The sequence below is a fragment of the Paenibacillus sp. NN59 genome, assembly GCF_057597225.1.
This window is the reverse complement of the sequence record NZ_CP199678.1, coordinates 6,126,536-6,141,630: the sequence shown is the minus strand read 5'-3', so window position 1 is coordinate 6,141,630 and position 15,095 is coordinate 6,126,536. Positions and strand designations below refer to the sequence as shown.

13 protein-coding genes are annotated in these 15,095 nt (G+C 47.9%); 5 read left to right on the top strand and 8 right to left on the bottom strand.

Annotated elements, in window-relative coordinates:
• Window positions 1-1,950 (top strand): thiol reductant ABC exporter subunit CydC, encoded by a 1,950-nt coding sequence (cydC, locus tag ACT89M_RS26735; protein ID WP_154890150.1) that lies wholly within the window; start codon window positions 1-3, stop codon window positions 1,948-1,950.
• A gap of 195 nt (window positions 1,951-2,145) precedes the next feature.
• Here the strand turns inward: cydC and ACT89M_RS26730 are convergent, their stop codons facing one another.
• A complete protein-coding gene (locus tag ACT89M_RS26730; RefSeq protein ID WP_090921682.1) occupies window positions 2,146-3,168 on the bottom strand; it encodes a LacI family DNA-binding transcriptional regulator in 1,023 nt (340 codons plus the stop codon).
• A gap of 490 nt (window positions 3,169-3,658) precedes the next feature.
• Here ACT89M_RS26730 and ACT89M_RS26725 point away from each other — a divergent pair, with 490 nt between their 5' ends.
• From ACT89M_RS26725 to ACT89M_RS26715, 3 genes are all read left to right on the top strand, one after another.
• A complete protein-coding gene (locus ACT89M_RS26725) occupies window positions 3,659-5,002 on the top strand; it encodes an ABC transporter substrate-binding protein (RefSeq protein WP_090921683.1) in 1,344 nt (447 codons plus the stop codon).
• A gap of 169 nt (window positions 5,003-5,171) precedes the next feature.
• Entirely contained in the window at window positions 5,172-6,065 is an 894-nt protein-coding gene (locus ACT89M_RS26720; protein WP_090921685.1) for a carbohydrate ABC transporter permease, read from the top strand.
• Window positions 6,065-6,883 (top strand): carbohydrate ABC transporter permease, encoded by an 819-nt coding sequence (locus ACT89M_RS26715; RefSeq protein WP_221789621.1) that lies wholly within the window; start codon window positions 6,065-6,067, stop codon window positions 6,881-6,883. The genes ACT89M_RS26720 and ACT89M_RS26715 overlap by 1 nt, the downstream gene beginning before the upstream one ends.
• 177 nt (window positions 6,884-7,060) lie before the next feature.
• Here ACT89M_RS26715 and ACT89M_RS26710 read toward each other — a convergent pair whose 3' ends face one another.
• The 3 genes from ACT89M_RS26710 to ACT89M_RS26700 all read right to left on the bottom strand — a co-directional run bounded on the left by ACT89M_RS26710 (window position 7,061) and on the right by ACT89M_RS26700 (window position 9,319).
• Window positions 7,061-8,020 carry an MraY family glycosyltransferase gene (locus ACT89M_RS26710; protein WP_090921690.1) on the bottom strand — a complete coding sequence of 320 codons (960 nt, stop codon included), beginning with the start codon at window positions 8,018-8,020 and terminating at the stop codon, window positions 7,061-7,063.
• Window positions 8,021-8,153: 133 nt separating this feature from the next.
• A complete protein-coding gene (locus ACT89M_RS26705; RefSeq protein WP_154890153.1) occupies window positions 8,154-9,008 on the bottom strand; it encodes a hypothetical protein in 855 nt (284 codons plus the stop codon).
• On the bottom strand, window positions 9,008-9,319 hold the full coding sequence (locus ACT89M_RS26700; protein WP_090921693.1) for an ArsR/SmtB family transcription factor: 312 nt from the start codon (window positions 9,317-9,319) through the stop codon (window positions 9,008-9,010). The genes ACT89M_RS26705 and ACT89M_RS26700 overlap by 1 nt, the downstream gene beginning before the upstream one ends.
• A 202-nt stretch (window positions 9,320-9,521) precedes the next feature.
• Between ACT89M_RS26700 and ACT89M_RS26695 the strand changes: the two genes are divergently transcribed.
• Window positions 9,522-9,911, top strand: a complete 390-nt coding sequence (locus ACT89M_RS26695) for a polyketide cyclase (RefSeq protein ID WP_090921695.1) — start codon at window positions 9,522-9,524, stop codon at window positions 9,909-9,911.
• Between the two features lie 144 nt (window positions 9,912-10,055).
• On the opposite strand, the gene gntK is transcribed toward ACT89M_RS26695, so the two are convergent.
• From gntK to ACT89M_RS26675, 4 genes are all read right to left on the bottom strand, one after another.
• Window positions 10,056-11,603 carry a gluconokinase gene (gene gntK / locus ACT89M_RS26690; protein WP_487344919.1) on the bottom strand — a complete coding sequence of 516 codons (1,548 nt, stop codon included), beginning with the start codon at window positions 11,601-11,603 and terminating at the stop codon, window positions 10,056-10,058.
• A gap of 135 nt (window positions 11,604-11,738) precedes the next feature.
• On the bottom strand, window positions 11,739-12,566 hold the full coding sequence (locus tag ACT89M_RS26685) for a carbohydrate ABC transporter permease (protein ID WP_090921699.1): 828 nt from the start codon (window positions 12,564-12,566) through the stop codon (window positions 11,739-11,741).
• Between the two features lie 21 nt (window positions 12,567-12,587).
• The gene (locus tag ACT89M_RS26680; RefSeq protein WP_251510470.1) at window positions 12,588-13,538 is read right to left on the bottom strand and encodes a carbohydrate ABC transporter permease; all 951 of its coding nucleotides are present in this window, start codon (window positions 13,536-13,538) and stop codon (window positions 12,588-12,590) included.
• Between the two features lie 33 nt (window positions 13,539-13,571).
• Window positions 13,572-14,846, bottom strand: coding sequence for an ABC transporter substrate-binding protein (locus ACT89M_RS26675; protein WP_487344918.1), 1,275 nt, complete (start codon window positions 14,844-14,846; stop codon window positions 13,572-13,574).
• Window positions 14,847-15,095 lie beyond the last annotated feature (249 nt).

Sequence of the window (15,095 nt, the reverse complement as noted above, 5' to 3'; positions counted from 1 at the left end):
ATGAGATCCGGACACCCAGGAACAGAGACCGAACGAGGCGCACAAGGTGGGAAAAATAGCTGGATTACTCCATACGCGGTACAGTACCGCTGGCGATTGATCGGTGCGATTGCACTGGGCACATGCGCGGCTCTCTGTGCGGTGATGCTCCTTTTTACCTCCGGATATCTGATCTCCAAGTCTGCGCTGCGTCCTGAAAATATTTTGATGGTTTATGTTCCGATTGTAGGTGTACGTGCCTTTGGTATCTTTCGGGCGGTGTTCCGTTATGTCGAACGGCTGGCAGGACATGATGCTGTTTTGCGTGTGCTCGCAGATCAGCGAGTGAAGCTCTATCGCATTTTGGAACCACAGGCTCTGTTTCTGCGTTCGCGAATGCAAACCGGTGACGTGCTTGGTGCACTGGCCGATGATGTAGAACGTCTGCAAGATATATATCTGCGTACCGTATTCCCGGCTGTTACAGCACTTGTGATCTACGGAGCGGCTGTACTGGCATTCGGCAGTGTAGATCCGATGTTTGCACTATGGATGGCACTGTATATGTTGTTTATTGTTGCATTGCTTCCTGCAATTTCTTTAAAGCTGACCTGGAGATGGCGTGTGCAGCTCAAAAGAGAAAACAGCAAGCTGTACACACGTCTGACCGACGGCGTACTCGGGCTGGGAGACTGGATTGCCAGTGGCAGAGCGGCAGCGTTCGTGCAATGGCAGGAAGAGGACGAGGAGCATGCTGATCAGATTCGCCGTAGATTGCGTCGCTGGAACCGCTCGCGCGATTTTATTGCGCAATGCTTCATTGGTGGGATGGTTGTTTGGGTCACCATGTGGGCAGGACAAACGACTACAGCGGCCCAGCTACCTGCGGTTATGATCGCGGCATTTGTGCTCGTCTTGTTCCCGCTTACGGAATCACTGCTACCTGTTAACGATGCACTAGGACATATTCCGGATTACCGTGAATCTCTAGATCGATTAAGCAAGTTGGAAGGCTCGGAGGGTAAGGTGCGTCAGAATGGGGAAGAGCAGAAAAAGAAGTCTCAAGTATTGGAGTCTCATAACAGACATCGATCTGGTTCAGTTGCGGTGCAATCGACCGATGATATAGCCGCAGCGGATCGGGGAACGACTGCAGATGGACGAATCCGTCTGCGCATTCCGCCGAAACTGCGCGCGGATATTAGCATTGAGCAAGTGAGTTATCGGTATGAAGCAGAGACAGCATATGCCGTTCAGGATATCTCTCTGCATCTGCCTCAGGGCAAACGTATGGCTATTCTTGGACGTAGCGGTGGTGGTAAATCGACATTACTGAAGCTGATTCAAGGTGCTTTGTCTCCCTCATCCGGCAAGGTTCTAATCAATGATCTGCCTGTAGAGATGCTTGGCGAGAGTATAACCGAAGTGATAGCAGTACTCAATCAGAGTCCACATCTCTTTAATACGACGGTTGCAGGCAATCTGCGGATTGGTCGTCCAGATGCAACGGATGAAGAGATACGTCAGGTCGCTGCACAGGTTGGTCTGGCTGAACTGATCGAGTCTCTGCCACAGGGGTATCAGACACCGATGCTAGAGACAGGACTGCGCTTCTCCGGCGGGGAGCGTCAGCGGATTGCACTAGCCAGGGTGTTGCTACGGAAGACGCCCGTTGTTATTTTTGACGAGCCTACTGTAGGGTTAGATCCCGTGACAGAACGCGAACTGATGCGCACCATGCTAGACAGCCTGCAAGGCAAAACATTAATCTGGGTCACTCACCACCTGATTGGTGCAGAGAAGATGGACGAGATTGTGTTTGTGGAAAATGGAAACATCGTCATGCAGGGTTCTCACGAACAACTGCTGGCTCGGGAAGAACGATATCGCCGACTCCTTGAACTGGATCGGCCCGGATGGCTGGAGCGGCAGCGCAAATCCCCGCTGCCTCCCACCGCTACTCTCAAGTAACCGACTGTGGCAGGAGACTATGATCCATCCGTGAGTGAAGAGATTCGCTTCACTAGTCCTGTGGATGTCACCGAGTAGCAGATAGGATGCAGGAAAATGACATAATGCAGATGAATAATGTGAAAAAAGACGAAGCAGACACAGCCCTGCTTCGTCTTTTTGTTGTTTGTGCCCGAAGTCGCCAGTGATCGTTATTTACTGGTATGCCAGCAACGTGCCACAGGATCGGCGCAGTACCAGTTCCGGCTCTACTTTAATGCAACGATTATCCATTTGTTTATTCATCAAGTCGAACAGGATCATTGCCGCAAGACGTCCAATTTTATCTGTATCCTGCTTAACGGTCGTGAGTGGAGGATCACTGTAACGGCAAGCCTCAATGTCATCACATCCTGCAACAGCAATGTCCTCGGGAACGCGTAATCCCGCCTCTTTAAAGGCTCGTACCGCTCCGAATGCAAGCAAGTCCGTGGCGGCGAATACAGCTCGCGGCAAGACATCTGCTTGTAACAGCTGTTTGGCTGCCTCGTAACCATCGGTAGCGGCATAATCCTGGCTGTATACCAACCATTCCGGTTTCTCTTCGAGACTAAACTGCTTTAGGGATTGTTTAAAGGCTTTTTCCCGATGCTGCATCACGAGGGAGGCGCGCTGGAGCCCGATAAACCCGAGATCCCGATACCCATTCATATAAAATTGTTCCACCACTTTGGTAGAGATTTTTTCATTATCCGACATGATATAACAGGAGTTCTGTCCATTCATCTCAATGTCAATTCCGATGCACGGAATGGGACTTGCATCAAGGTCAGACACGCTGCTCTCCACCTCATCCCCCGCAATAATAATACAGCCATCCACTTGAAAATATTTGGAACGTGCCAGGTAGTCTTCACCCTGATCTAGGAACTTTTCATTGGAAAAGAAGAGTAGATCATATCCTAACAGGCCGATCTGTTTCTTAAAGGCATTAATGACCTCTACAAAGAAAGGGTGACTGAAATCGACATTCAGTTTCCCTGCAAAGACAACACCCACCAGATTGGACTTTTTAGTCGCCAGTGTTTTGGCGGAAGATGAGGGGCGATAACCCGTTTCCTCCATAATCTTAAGTACGCGTTGGCGTGTCTCCTCGCCAATGTCAGGGTAGTTGTTAATAATTTTGGACACCGTTGCAACAGACACACCGGCCAAACGAGCTATCGTTTTGATATTCATTATATATCCCTCAAATTCTAAACTAGTTTCGTAGATTGTGACTGTGCCTTTTTATTGCTTTCTTGCCAACATTCTATGTCACAAGCTTCTGAGAGTCAATAACAGAAAGGGTGATCGTCGAGGTGATTATGATATGTATGGATATTTTTTAAGTATTTGCTCTCCAATCTAACGAAAATTCTACTAGGTTTTAGTAAAAATAACCTTATTTTCTACAAACAGAGGCTCATTTTAACTAGAGTGGAAGGAAGAGTAGAGGTGGAAAAATAAAGCCAGCGAATAGAGTTTTCGTAAAACAAAGTGTGAATCCACCCATGGAAGAACGCCCAATCCCATATCAGACGCAGTTTTCATCACATATTTTGTAAAAATTCAAATAAACTATTTACAAATTTATCAGGTGAAGTCATAATGAGGGTGTGATTAACGAAACTGATTTCGTAAATTTGTTGAATCGTAAATTAATCTTGAATGGTTGGGGGAAAGTGATATGAAGAGAAAGATTTTATCTATTACACTTGTAACCGCTTTAATGTTTGTACTTGCAGCATGTGGTAACGGTTCGACTGATTCGGATGGGAAGGCGTCTACGGATGGAAACAAAAAAGTGACGTTAAAGATCATTCACTGGCAACAAGAGAATATCAACAATTACATCAAAGAATTTAATAAAAAATTTGAAGAGAAGTACCCGGACGTGAAAGTGGAGTACACAACAGTTCCGGCAGATGCAACGTATGATCAACTAATGCAAACACGGATGAACGCAGGTAACACGGGCGATGTAGATATCATTCCGCTCAAGTCCAGCTTCGTTGGTGCTCCGCAAGACTGGTCCAAGGGTGCGGCTGATCCGATGTGGAAGCAGTGGATCGACGCAGGGCTGATCAGTGACTTGTCTGGTCAGGCTTTTATCAAAAATTATAACGAAGTTGACGTGCAGAACGCGATGACGTACAACGACAAGGTGTACGGTGTCAATATGGGTAAAGTGGCATTCACAGGCCTGTTCTACAACAAAGACCTTTTTGCCAAATACAATCTGCAAGTGCCGACAACATGGGATGAACTGCAAAACGTCATCAAAGTATTCAAAGATAACGGCGTAGAAGCACTCGGCTTCGCAGGTAAAGATGTTTGGCCGATTGGCCTTGCGGTGCAAGGTCTTCAAGCCTCCATTCATGATGATCAACTGAGCTACATCAAAGGTCTGTGGACAGGTCAAACCAAGCTGACTGATCCGGTACAGATTGAAGTATTGCAAAAGGCTCAAACGCTGATGAACAGTGCAATGCCTGGTTTCATGGGGATTGACTACGGCACACTGCCAAGTCTGTTTGCTACAGGTAAGGTGGCTATGATTGCGGACGGTACGTGGGATGCAACGACGATTCAAGCAGCTAACCCTGATCTGAAGTTTGGATATTTCCCGATTCCGGGCAGTAACGATGCAGCGAAGAACAAAGACTTGGCTGGTAAATACGATATGACCTGGATGGTAGTAGATAAGTCACCGAACAAGGATTATGCGCTGAAGTGGCTTGAAATGCTGTCGGAGAAAGGGAACTATACGGATTTTGTTAATGCAGCCGGATTCCTTCCGACACAGCCTGATGTAGAAATCAAGAGTGAGTTTATCAAAGACATTCAACCATACCTGGAGAACTTCAAGCTTTCCTGGGATCAGCTGTTCATTAATCGTCAGAACGTAGGACAGTACATTGCTGAGTCTAGTGTTCATGCAGAGATGCTTAAACCCGCTGGGCCAATTGCTACACCAGAGGAACTTGCGAGCAAATCACAAGCAGACTGGGATGCAGCGGCTCCAAAATAAACGAATGATTGGGCTCGTGTACTAAAGACTCATCTAAGTTATGGATCTAAGTTTTGTAGTATAGTAACCACCGGAATAGCGCTTGGGGTAAGAGCCTTCAGGCCAGCCCGTACCAAGTCAAGCTGTTATTCCGGTTTTTTGGTTTTACCCGATGAAAGGTGTGAGGACGATGTATCCGTTTGGAAAAGGGAAGGCCCGGCTGATTCCTTATCTGTATTTAAGCATTCCACTACTGCTTTATGTCGTGTTTGGTTTTGGTCCATCGCTGGTGACGGTGCTGTTTTCGTTTACCGATGCGACTGGAGTGAGAGGACAAGAGTGGAGCTTTGTCGGTTTCGAAAATTATAAAACCTTCTTTGGCGCATCTAATGCAGGTGACCGGCTGGACGCGATCGGGCGATCCTTATATTTTGCGTTTGCTGTAGTTATCATCCAAAACGCAGTGGGTCTGTTCATGGCCATTCTGATTAACAAAAAGCTTCGGGGCGACAAGCTGTATCGTGCGGTATTCTTTTTGCCCGTCGTGCTTGGTGTAACGGTGTCCGGATTGATCTGGCAGCTCGTAGCGAATCCGCTTGGCGGGCCGGCGCAGTCAATTCTGAATTTCTTTGGCACCAGCTCGAACTTTTTCGGGGATTATAATATTGCCTTTGAGCTGATTATTTTCGTGCAGATCTGGATGTATATGGGGTATTCCATGACCATCTTCCTTGCCGGGCTGCAGACGATTCCGAGTGATCTGTACGAGGCGGCTTATATGGATGGTGCATCGGGATGGAAAGCATTCACTAACATCACGTTCCCGATGATTGCTCCTTCTTTTACCGTGAATATGCTGTTGTCCATCATCGGCGCACTGCAAACCTTTGACATTATCTACGTCCTCACAGGCGGTAAATTTAATACAACAACGCTGGCATTTGACGTGTATGCAACAGCGTTTGGTAGCGGCTCAGCCGATTATGGTCTGGCTTCTGCGGTAGCGATGATTCAGTTCCTGTTTGTGTTTACGATTTCGATGGTCGCTTTGTTCTATCTTCGCAAAAGAGAGGTGGAAGTATAATGAAGCAGAGCAGAACATCAAGAACAATCAGCTACACTATTGTGCTGCTGATGCTTGCGCTATACGTCTTCCCTCTGTTCTACCTGTTTAATGTGTCGATGAAAACTCAGACGGAGTATTTGCTGAATCCCGTAGCACTTACGGAAGGCATACGGCTGGAGAACTTTGCCGAAGCATGGACGAAGGGCAGTTTCTCGCAGTACATGTGGAACAGTGTGCTTTACACGGGCATGTCCACACTGCTGACCTTAATTTTGTCCATATTTGCAGCTTTCCCGCTTGCTCGCAGATACGTGAAATTCAGTACGTTGATTTATATTTTCTTTTTGATCTCCATGTATTTGCCGAACCCGTTGATTCCGCAGTTCTCTTTGATCAATCAACTGGGGCTGTATAATACGCAAACGGGTTACATTTTGCTGAAAACGACGGGCACAGGCATTGCGTTTCTGATGTTTGTCGGTTATATCAAATCGGTATCCCGCGAGCTGGATGAGGCGGCTGCCATGGACGGATGCGGATACACCCGTTATCTGTTTACCATCCTTGTTCCGCTAATGAAGCCGATTCTGGCAACTGGCATTATTCTCACAGCCATCGGGGTATGGAATGATATTATTGGGCCGACCATTTATCTGTCTGATCCGAATTATCAGCCGGTTACCAAAGGTTTGTTTACCTTCTATGGGCAGTATATGAATAACTGGCCGCTACTAGCGTGTGGTATTCTGATCGTGACGTTGCCACTGGTTGTGCTGTACGTTGCGTTGCAGCGTTTTATCGTTGGCGGTGCAATGGCGGGTGCGGTTAAATCATAGTTTTTTACGAATAAGAAAAAAACGGCTAATCTTGATGTGTTCTTGATGAGTTGATACTCATGTAACAAGTTATTCAATAACAAAAAAAGCCACCCTCATTCGACATGGGGGTGGCTTCTTGTATTTCTATTGAATCCTTCATTGGCATAGCTTGCATTGGGTGTCCAACGACTTTTTTTACATATCGACTAACAATAAAATAATGGAGGACAGACACAGACAAGTGCTGACCAGATAGAGCACGGCAACCACCTGTTTGTGGTTCAAACCGGCACGGAGCAGGCGATAGTGAGCCTGACTTGCATCGGCTTGATAGATCGCTTTGCCTTGCAGGAAACGTTTGATCACAACAAAAATATTATCGAAAATCGGTACGCCCAGCGCCAGAATCGGAATGAAAATGGACAGCATCGTTGCTTGTTTGAATGCACCGTCAAGTGCGATAACCGCTAGAATGAAGCCTAGGAACGTAGCGCCGGCATCGCCCATAAACACTTTGGCTGGAGCCTTGTTATATTTGAGATAACCAAGCGTTACCCCAACTAAAGTAATGGACATCAGTGCTGAATCGCTCTGGCCCTTCGTGATCGCTACAATAAACAGCGTGATCGCTGAGATCGCGGACAAACCACCAGCCAGTCCATCCATACCATCCGAGAAGTTAATCACCGTCGTAACTCCGAAAATCCACAGGATCGTCAGAATGAATTGCAACCAGATCGGCAGGAGCACATACTCTGCATTGAACGGATTCACGAATCCGGTAAACGCAATACCAGAAGCAAAAACGAGCACTGCAGCTGAGACTTGAATAATCATTTTAGGTAGCGCGGGAAAGTCTTTTCCTTTGGTTTTGTACCAGTCATCAATCGTACCGATCGTCAGGAGAAGCATGCCGCCCGCAACCAATGCGGCTGTCTCCCAGGTCAATTCTTTAGTAAGAGCAATGTATGTCAGGAAAAATCCAGTAAATATCGCGTAGCTAGCAGTCAGTGGTATCGGTTGTCTGTGTAGCTTACGCTCCACATCTTCCCGGGGCTTGTCCACAAAATCCAGCTTGTGCGCCAGTCGGCCCAGCGGCGGAATCAGCAGAACCACGACAGCAAAAGACAATATGAAAGCCAGTATGTACATCATAAACTCGCTTGGTTCACTCCCATCATCCTCATTTCCTCTTATTATACGAGTTCAACCCGAAATCTGTCGATATCAGTATTGTAACCTGGAGCATGGATGGTCATGCGAATCAGATGTAATAGATGAAACCAATCTAGAGGTTACTTGGAGGCAGATAAGGGCCGAAGTAATCAAGTACGTTTTCGGCATGATACCCATCATCGCCCTGCCAAGTAGCGACAAAGATAAAGTCGCCTGAACCACCTTTACGTTTCCTTGGCGTATCCATAGGAACGAGAATACCAGCGGCCGCCCAGATTTCTAGTAGTGAATCCCGTTCTTGTTTACTGGATGGTACACAATCCTTCCACTTTTTCTCCAGGGAGCGTGCACTGTCCGTTGGATCTCCTGTCTGTGAGGCTTCCAGCATCTTGGCAAGAATCGTTCGGTCTTCCTCAGTCACTTCGTAAGGGGAAATGTGATTGCTCTCCGTGCTGTTACTACTATTATCGTTGTCATCCTGGAGCAGTAACTCCAGATCCATCAGGCAGTAGAGCAACCAACCGTGCCGTACGCCACCCCATTTGATTCGTTCAAAATTGAGCACGTTTAAATCTACATCCACATATTGTTTATCCGATTGTAAACGAAGGAAGTTACAGTCCCCGCAGGCGCTTGTATTGGCATGTAAAGCCGGGCGTTCACCGTAGGTATGCAGAGGCATGTTTCGTGTCAAAGCCCAGCTGGATAATGCGCTGCGCAGATACACTTTTTTGGTGGATAGACTGTGTAGAAAGGCTGTAATGACGCGCTCTTTAAGCGCAGGGTTCTGATGCATGTGATGCAGGCGCTCTACGATCTCGTCATGGCTGATCGTGAGCGGGTCGAACATGACGCCCTTGCTTTTGGCATATTCGAAATCATCACCCGAAAAGGGGGCATGGGGTGATTTCCAACCGCCACCGCCCCAGAATGTACTCATTAGAATCTTGGTTGCCTTTTTATCCATTAATCTGAGCCTCCTGTTTGTAGAATCATAGCGACCAGTCCTGGAAAACGTGCAATAAGTTCGTCCTTTCTAAGGGAATAAAAGTGGTGTTTGCCCTCAATACGTGGCTGAATAATGCCAGCTTCTCGCAGGATTTTGATATGGTGGGACAACGTGGATTTGGAGATATGGTCAACTTCAAAAGCCGAGCAATTTTTCTCACCCGAGCTCGCCAGGCAGTATGCGATTTTCATGCGAATGGGGTCACCGAGTGCATTGCAGACTGTGGTCAGGCTCATCTCCGAAGCGGTAGGTATCGTTATAGTTCTCATAAGATAGACGTTAGCATAGTTGGCTATTTCTTTCAATGTTCGAAAAATTTCGAAATATGTATTGCGATTCGGTAAGCTAGTGTGATACAGTTCTTATCGTAATAATTAGTTCGAAATTATTCGAATTGATAGGCATGTGCTGAGCATACGGCATGAAATATTTCATTCGAGACAGCAAGAGACAACAGGAGGCTAACCATTGATGAATACAGCAGCGAACATTACGATGTTGAATAACTATTTCCGATTATTTGATGCTTCACGAACAGATAAACAGGCTATGCAGGACTTGTTATCCCTGTTTACTTCAGATGCCGAGATTGTGTTGAATGGCACCAGTCATGCCGGGTTTGAGGGGTTTATGAAAGCTTTTTATGAATATAACCAAGACATTAAACATATGTGGGATGCCTGGGTGCCCCAGCCGGACGGTAGTTATCAAACCAATTGGGCTGTGTGCGGACAAGCAGCGGATGGATCGGTGTATGCGAAGACGGGCGTGGATATTGCGCGTGTGAATGATGCAGGCCAGATTGTATACTTGGAAAATGTACAAGCGGACGAGAATGCGTTCAGCAAATATAATTCGTAGGTGTGTTATAAACCTCACGGCTTTAAGCTGTGGGGTTTATTTGTATCTTGGAGAGTGTGTACACCGTATCATGGACATATTTTTTAAAAAAAAGATGGAATGAAACAGGCCCTTCCCCTCTCTAGATTAGGGAAGAGCCTTCATTTACTGCATCATTCGATTCTGGAACGCCGCGATATCGGCATATTCCTCTTCAAATTTGCGTGAGATGCGGATGAAGATCGGCAATAGTTCGCGATACACACGCACACGTTCCGGGTGTGGCTGATGGCGGTGAGTTGAACCGATCATGCCCGAAACGGCGCTTAGGGAATCAATACGGCCTGTGGCATACAGCCCGAGTACAGCGGCACCAAGGCAGGAACTCTCGATGCTTTCGGGAATGATAACATCCTGATCGAAAATATCGGCCATCATCTGGCGCCACAGCTCGGAGCGGGCGAAGCCGCCGGTGGCCTGAATCTTTTTCGGACGACCAATCTTCTCCTCAATCGCGAGCATAACCGTGTACAGGTTAAACAGCACACCTTCCAGCGCGGCACGGATCATATGCTCCTTCTTGTGATGCAACGTCAGGCCGAAAAACGATCCGCGTGCGTTCGGGTTCCAGAGAGGTGCGCGCTCCCCGGTCATATAGGGGTGAAACAACAGTCCGTCTGAACCTGGCGGTACATTTTCAGCGACACGTGTCAGAACTTCATACGGATCGATCCCGAGACGTTTTGCCGTTTCCACCTCGGAGGCCGCGAACTCATCCCGAATCCAGCGGAAAATTACGCCGCCATTGTTCACAGGCCCGCCGATGACCCATTGATCTTCCGTTAGCGCATAACAGAAGAAACGTCCTTTTGGATCGGTCACTGGTTTGTCTACGACCGTACGAATTGCCCCGCTGGTGCCGATCGTCACAGCAACAACTCCTGGGTCAATGGCATTCACGCCCAGATTCGAGAGCACGCCGTCGCTTGCCCCAATCACAAATGGAGTCGTTTCCGCGATACCCATCGCTTTGGCATATTCGGGGTTAAGCCCCTCTTTTAATACATGAGTTGTGGGTACAAGGCTGGACAGATGCTCCGGCGTAATGCCAGCAACATGCAATGCTTCCGCATCCCATTCGAGTTTTTCCAGATTCATAAGTCCGGTGGCAGAGGCCATTGAATGATCGATAACAAATTCAGAGAATAGCTTGTAGAAAACATATTCCTTCATGGAGATCAATTTATGTGTCTGCCTGAACAAGTCTGGTTCTTCTCGGGTGAGCCACATCATTTTAGTCAGTGGAGACATGGGATGAATGGGTGTACCCGTTCGGAGGTAGATTTCATGTCCGTTCATCTCCGATTTGAGTGCTTCTGTCCACTCGGCACTGCGATTGTCTGCCCATGTCATTGCTCGCATCAACGGTTTGCCTTGTGCATCTACAGGCAGAATGCTATGCATGGCCGAGCTGAACGAAACAAACAGAATGTCGTCCGGCTGTACCCCGGCTTTGGAGATGGCTTGATGCACGGAGGCAAGGACCGCTTGAAAAATATCCTCCGCATCTTGCTCTGCAATCACTGGTGTTGGTGTGTATAACGGATAATCTGCACCGCCTTGTGCAACTATGCTACCGTCTTGCTTGAACAACACAGCCTTGGTTGAGGTTGTGCCGATATCTACGCCGATCATATAAGGTGAAGCCGCCATGGTGATCATCCCTCTTCCATTTCAATTACTATAAGAATATCAGACTTGAAGGAAGGATCAAAATGGCTTCATATCAGTACTTTGCTCCCAGTGCTCTGGATATCTTTCATCCCTCTCATCCCTACCTCACCTCAGTTAATCCTTCACCGCTCCTGCCGCAATGTCCGAGATAAACTGGCGGCTGATGAACAGGAACATGATGATGAGCGGAAGAACGGCAAGCAGTGTACCTGCAATGACCATCGCATAGTCCGTGTTATAGAGTCCGTTTAATTGAGACAATGCAATCTGCAACGTGTACTTGCGTGCATCGGTCAGTACAATTAACGGCCACAGGTAGTCGTTCCATACCCCAATAAAGGTGAATGCACCGAGAAAGGCAAATGCAGGCCGTAGAATTGGTAATGCAACGTTCCAATACAAGCGAAAGAAATTACAACCGTCGATCCGTCCTGCATCGAGCAGATCGTTCGGGATGGATTCCGTCGCATACTGACGGATCCAGAAGATGCCGAAGGCATTGACCATGCCCGGAATAATGAGGGCTTTGAAGGAACCTACCCACCCGAACGTGGCCATTAGCACGAAGGAAGGCACCAGCGATAGCTGGGAAGGCACCATCATGGTGGCGAGCAGCAGGACGAAGAGCCATTTTTTGCCCGGAAACTCAAACTTCGCAAACGCAAACCCCGCCAGTGAATCAAAGAACAACACCAGAATGGTTACTACACCTGATACAAACAAGGTATTCAGAAAGGCTCCCCAAAAATCAATCTGCTGCAAAACCCGTGTAATATTGTTCCACAGTTCACCGCCGAACCAGAGCTGGGGCGGAAACTTGTAAATGTCGGACGTTGTTCGGGTGGACATAACAATGAGCCAATAGAACGGGAACATGGATATAAGCATGCCACCGATCAGGCCGGTATACAGCACCAGCGACTTGAGATGTTTGGACGCCATGAGCGCTCCCCCCTTGTCACATCAGGATGATTTGCCTTGAACAAGCTTCCAGTTCACGATGGAGAACAGGGCGATAATCAGGAACATGCCCCATCCAACGGCTGCACCGTATCCAAAATAATTGTTGATAAAGGATTCACGATACAAGTAAAGTACGATGGTCATACCAGCTGCTCCGGCACCTCCGTCATTGCCCACCAGCACCTGCGGTTCAGTGAACAGTTGCATGCCGCCAATCGTAGATGTAATGACCGTGAACAGAATGACTGGACGCAGCATCGGAATGGTAATACGGAAGAAGGATTGCACAGCGGATGCCCCGTCGATTCTGGCCGCTTCATACAGCGTCTGAGGGATGCTCTGGAGTCCGGCCAGATAGATAATGGCGTTATAACCGGTCCAGCGCCAGACCACCATGGAGGAGATAGCGATTTTGATGCCCCAGGGAGCATTCAGCCACTCGACGACCGGGAGGCCGACCGACTGCAGAAGATAGTTAAGGAAGCCGTAATTGTTTGCGAACAATGCCCCGAAGATGATGGCTACCGCCACAATTGATGTGACATTGGGCAGAAAGTAACCGACCCGGAACAAGGTACGGAATTTGATGAAAGGCGCATGTAGTAGAAACGCAATAATAAGAGCGAAGAAAAGCATCGGAATGGTCGAATAGATCCAGATCATCAACGTGTTGCCAACCGCTTGCCAGAACTCGGCATCGGTGAGCATATATTTAAAATTGTTCAAGCCGTTATACGTCATCACACCGATTCCATCCCATTTATGAAAGGCAAGATACAGCGAGAATGCGATTGGGAACAGACCGAACACGGCGAACAGGATATAAAAAGGCGAGATGGCAACATAGAGCGCACGATGCTCCCATATACGGGCCCAAAGTGATTTTTGCCGGTCCAGATCGGGCTGGAACGGACCGGAATCAGGGGACGTGCGAGGTTCGGTGACAGCCATAACAACTCCTCCTTTACGGATCACATGCATGCTTTAACGCTGTAACTCCCGCTCAACGCGGTGTACCGTATCCGACCAGACTTGCTGTGGATCAGCATTCTGTTTGGCAATATCGTTCAGCCGACGGGTGATGATATTGTGTACCGAAGGGTATCGTTCACCAAAAAAAGCATCAGGCACATGCTGTGCGGATTCGGCGAATACCGGGCCTGTTGCTTGCCCGCCGAAGAAAGGTTCCTCTTCTTTCATGGCTGGTTTATCAAACACACCTGGAGCTGACGGGAACAGGTTGAGCGTCTGATACTGCTCCAGTTGGTTCTCTGGACTTTGCAGCCAGCGAATCAATTCAAAGGCTTCTTTCGGATGTTTGCTTGATTTTAAAATGGAGAGAAAGGAGCCGCCGTTATTGCCATCTCCCCCAGGAGCTCGGGCAACACGCCATGTACCCGAAGTGTCTGGTGCCGCCTCCTGAAGCACCTGCTTCATCCAGACTGCACCAACGAACGAGGCAATCTCGCCGTTATTCATTGCTGCATTCCAGGTGGGTGTCCAGCCGTCAGCGTTAGCAAGCAGTCCCTTTTCCTTAAAAGCAACGGCCGTATTCCAGCTTTTGCGTACAGCAGGAGAATCCATGCCGATAAACGACCCGTCTGGACGGAAATACCGTTCTGCAGCTTGAGAAAGCACCTGATTGTAAACGCTTCCGATATTATCGGTCAGAAAAACCTTTCCGCCAAACTTCTCCTTAATCTGCTCTCCGGCAGCAGCGTAGGCATCCCAGTTATCAATCTGGCGTGCAACTTGCTCCGGCTCGGAAGGTAGCCCTGCTTCCTTGAACAAGTCTGCACGATAGAAAAGTGCTGTCGGCCCCGTATCCATCGGAAAGCCGATCATCTGTCCATTTGGCGTCACACCTTGCTTCCATTTCCACGGCAAATACTGGTCCTCAACCTCTCCTGCGCCTAGATCATACAGGTTATAGAAGCGATCCTCGCTCGGGAATAACTCCATGATCCAGTCGTTAAGGGCAACGATATCGGGCTCACCTGAGCGTGCAGCGAGGGTGGTTTTGAGCTTGGCTTTGAAATCCCCACCGATCTTCTGGGCAGTCAGTTCAATATTCGGGAATTCCTCTTTGGCCTTGGCAATGAGTTTGTCGTCAATGGATCGATTCCAATACCACAATGTAAGCGCTACCTTTTTACTGGATGCTGAATCATCCTGTCCCGGCCAGATGGAGCATCCGCTGATTAGCAGGACACAGACCATGATGATGGCTATCCAACAGGTTCTTCTACGGCGGTTCATAGGCTAACCCCCTCATCATTAGGTTTGACGCAAGAAGTATCAGAGACTAAGGCTGGGCTTCGTGGACTACACCAATAGTGTATGAGTAGTTTCTAAACTCATACCCAATTTTCCTTAAATGAAACACATGGGTTGTGTCCATTACCTAACATAAAATTAGTAGTTACTTTAAAAATAAAAGTTACTTGACACAATATAATTTTTATTCTAAACTAACTTACATTAAGTAACTAATTATAGTGAGGATTA

What these genes read in the sequence shown, in the direction of transcription:
- ACT89M_RS26700 (WP_090921693.1), bottom strand. Translation starts at nt 9,319, where the DNA reads ATGAGAACTATAACGATACCTACCGCTTCGGAGATGAGCCTGACCACA.
- ACT89M_RS26680 (WP_251510470.1), bottom strand. Translation starts at nt 13,538, where the DNA reads ATGGCTGTCACCGAACCTCGCACGTCCCCTGATTCCGGTCCGTTCCAG.
- ACT89M_RS26720 (WP_090921685.1), top strand. Translation starts at nt 5,172, where the DNA reads ATGTATCCGTTTGGAAAAGGGAAGGCCCGGCTGATTCCTTATCTGTAT.
- gntK (WP_487344919.1), bottom strand. Translation starts at nt 11,603, where the DNA reads ATGGCGGCTTCACCTTATATGATCGGCGTAGATATCGGCACAACCTCA.
- ACT89M_RS26730 (WP_090921682.1), bottom strand. Translation starts at nt 3,168, where the DNA reads ATGAATATCAAAACGATAGCTCGTTTGGCCGGTGTGTCTGTTGCAACG.
- ACT89M_RS26705 (WP_154890153.1), bottom strand. Translation starts at nt 9,008, where the DNA reads ATGGATAAAAAGGCAACCAAGATTCTAATGAGTACATTCTGGGGCGGT.
- ACT89M_RS26685 (WP_090921699.1), bottom strand. Translation starts at nt 12,566, where the DNA reads ATGGCGTCCAAACATCTCAAGTCGCTGGTGCTGTATACCGGCCTGATC.
- ACT89M_RS26715 (WP_221789621.1), top strand. Translation starts at nt 6,065, where the DNA reads ATGAAGCAGAGCAGAACATCAAGAACAATCAGCTACACTATTGTGCTG.
- ACT89M_RS26710 (WP_090921690.1), bottom strand. Translation starts at nt 8,020, where the DNA reads ATGATGTACATACTGGCTTTCATATTGTCTTTTGCTGTCGTGGTTCTG.
- ACT89M_RS26675 (WP_487344918.1), bottom strand. Translation starts at nt 14,846, where the DNA reads ATGAACCGCCGTAGAAGAACCTGTTGGATAGCCATCATCATGGTCTGT.
- ACT89M_RS26695 (WP_090921695.1), top strand. Translation starts at nt 9,522, where the DNA reads ATGAATACAGCAGCGAACATTACGATGTTGAATAACTATTTCCGATTA.
- cydC (WP_154890150.1), top strand. Translation starts at nt 1, where the DNA reads ATGAGATCCGGACACCCAGGAACAGAGACCGAACGAGGCGCACAAGGT.
- ACT89M_RS26725 (WP_090921683.1), top strand. Translation starts at nt 3,659, where the DNA reads ATGAAGAGAAAGATTTTATCTATTACACTTGTAACCGCTTTAATGTTT.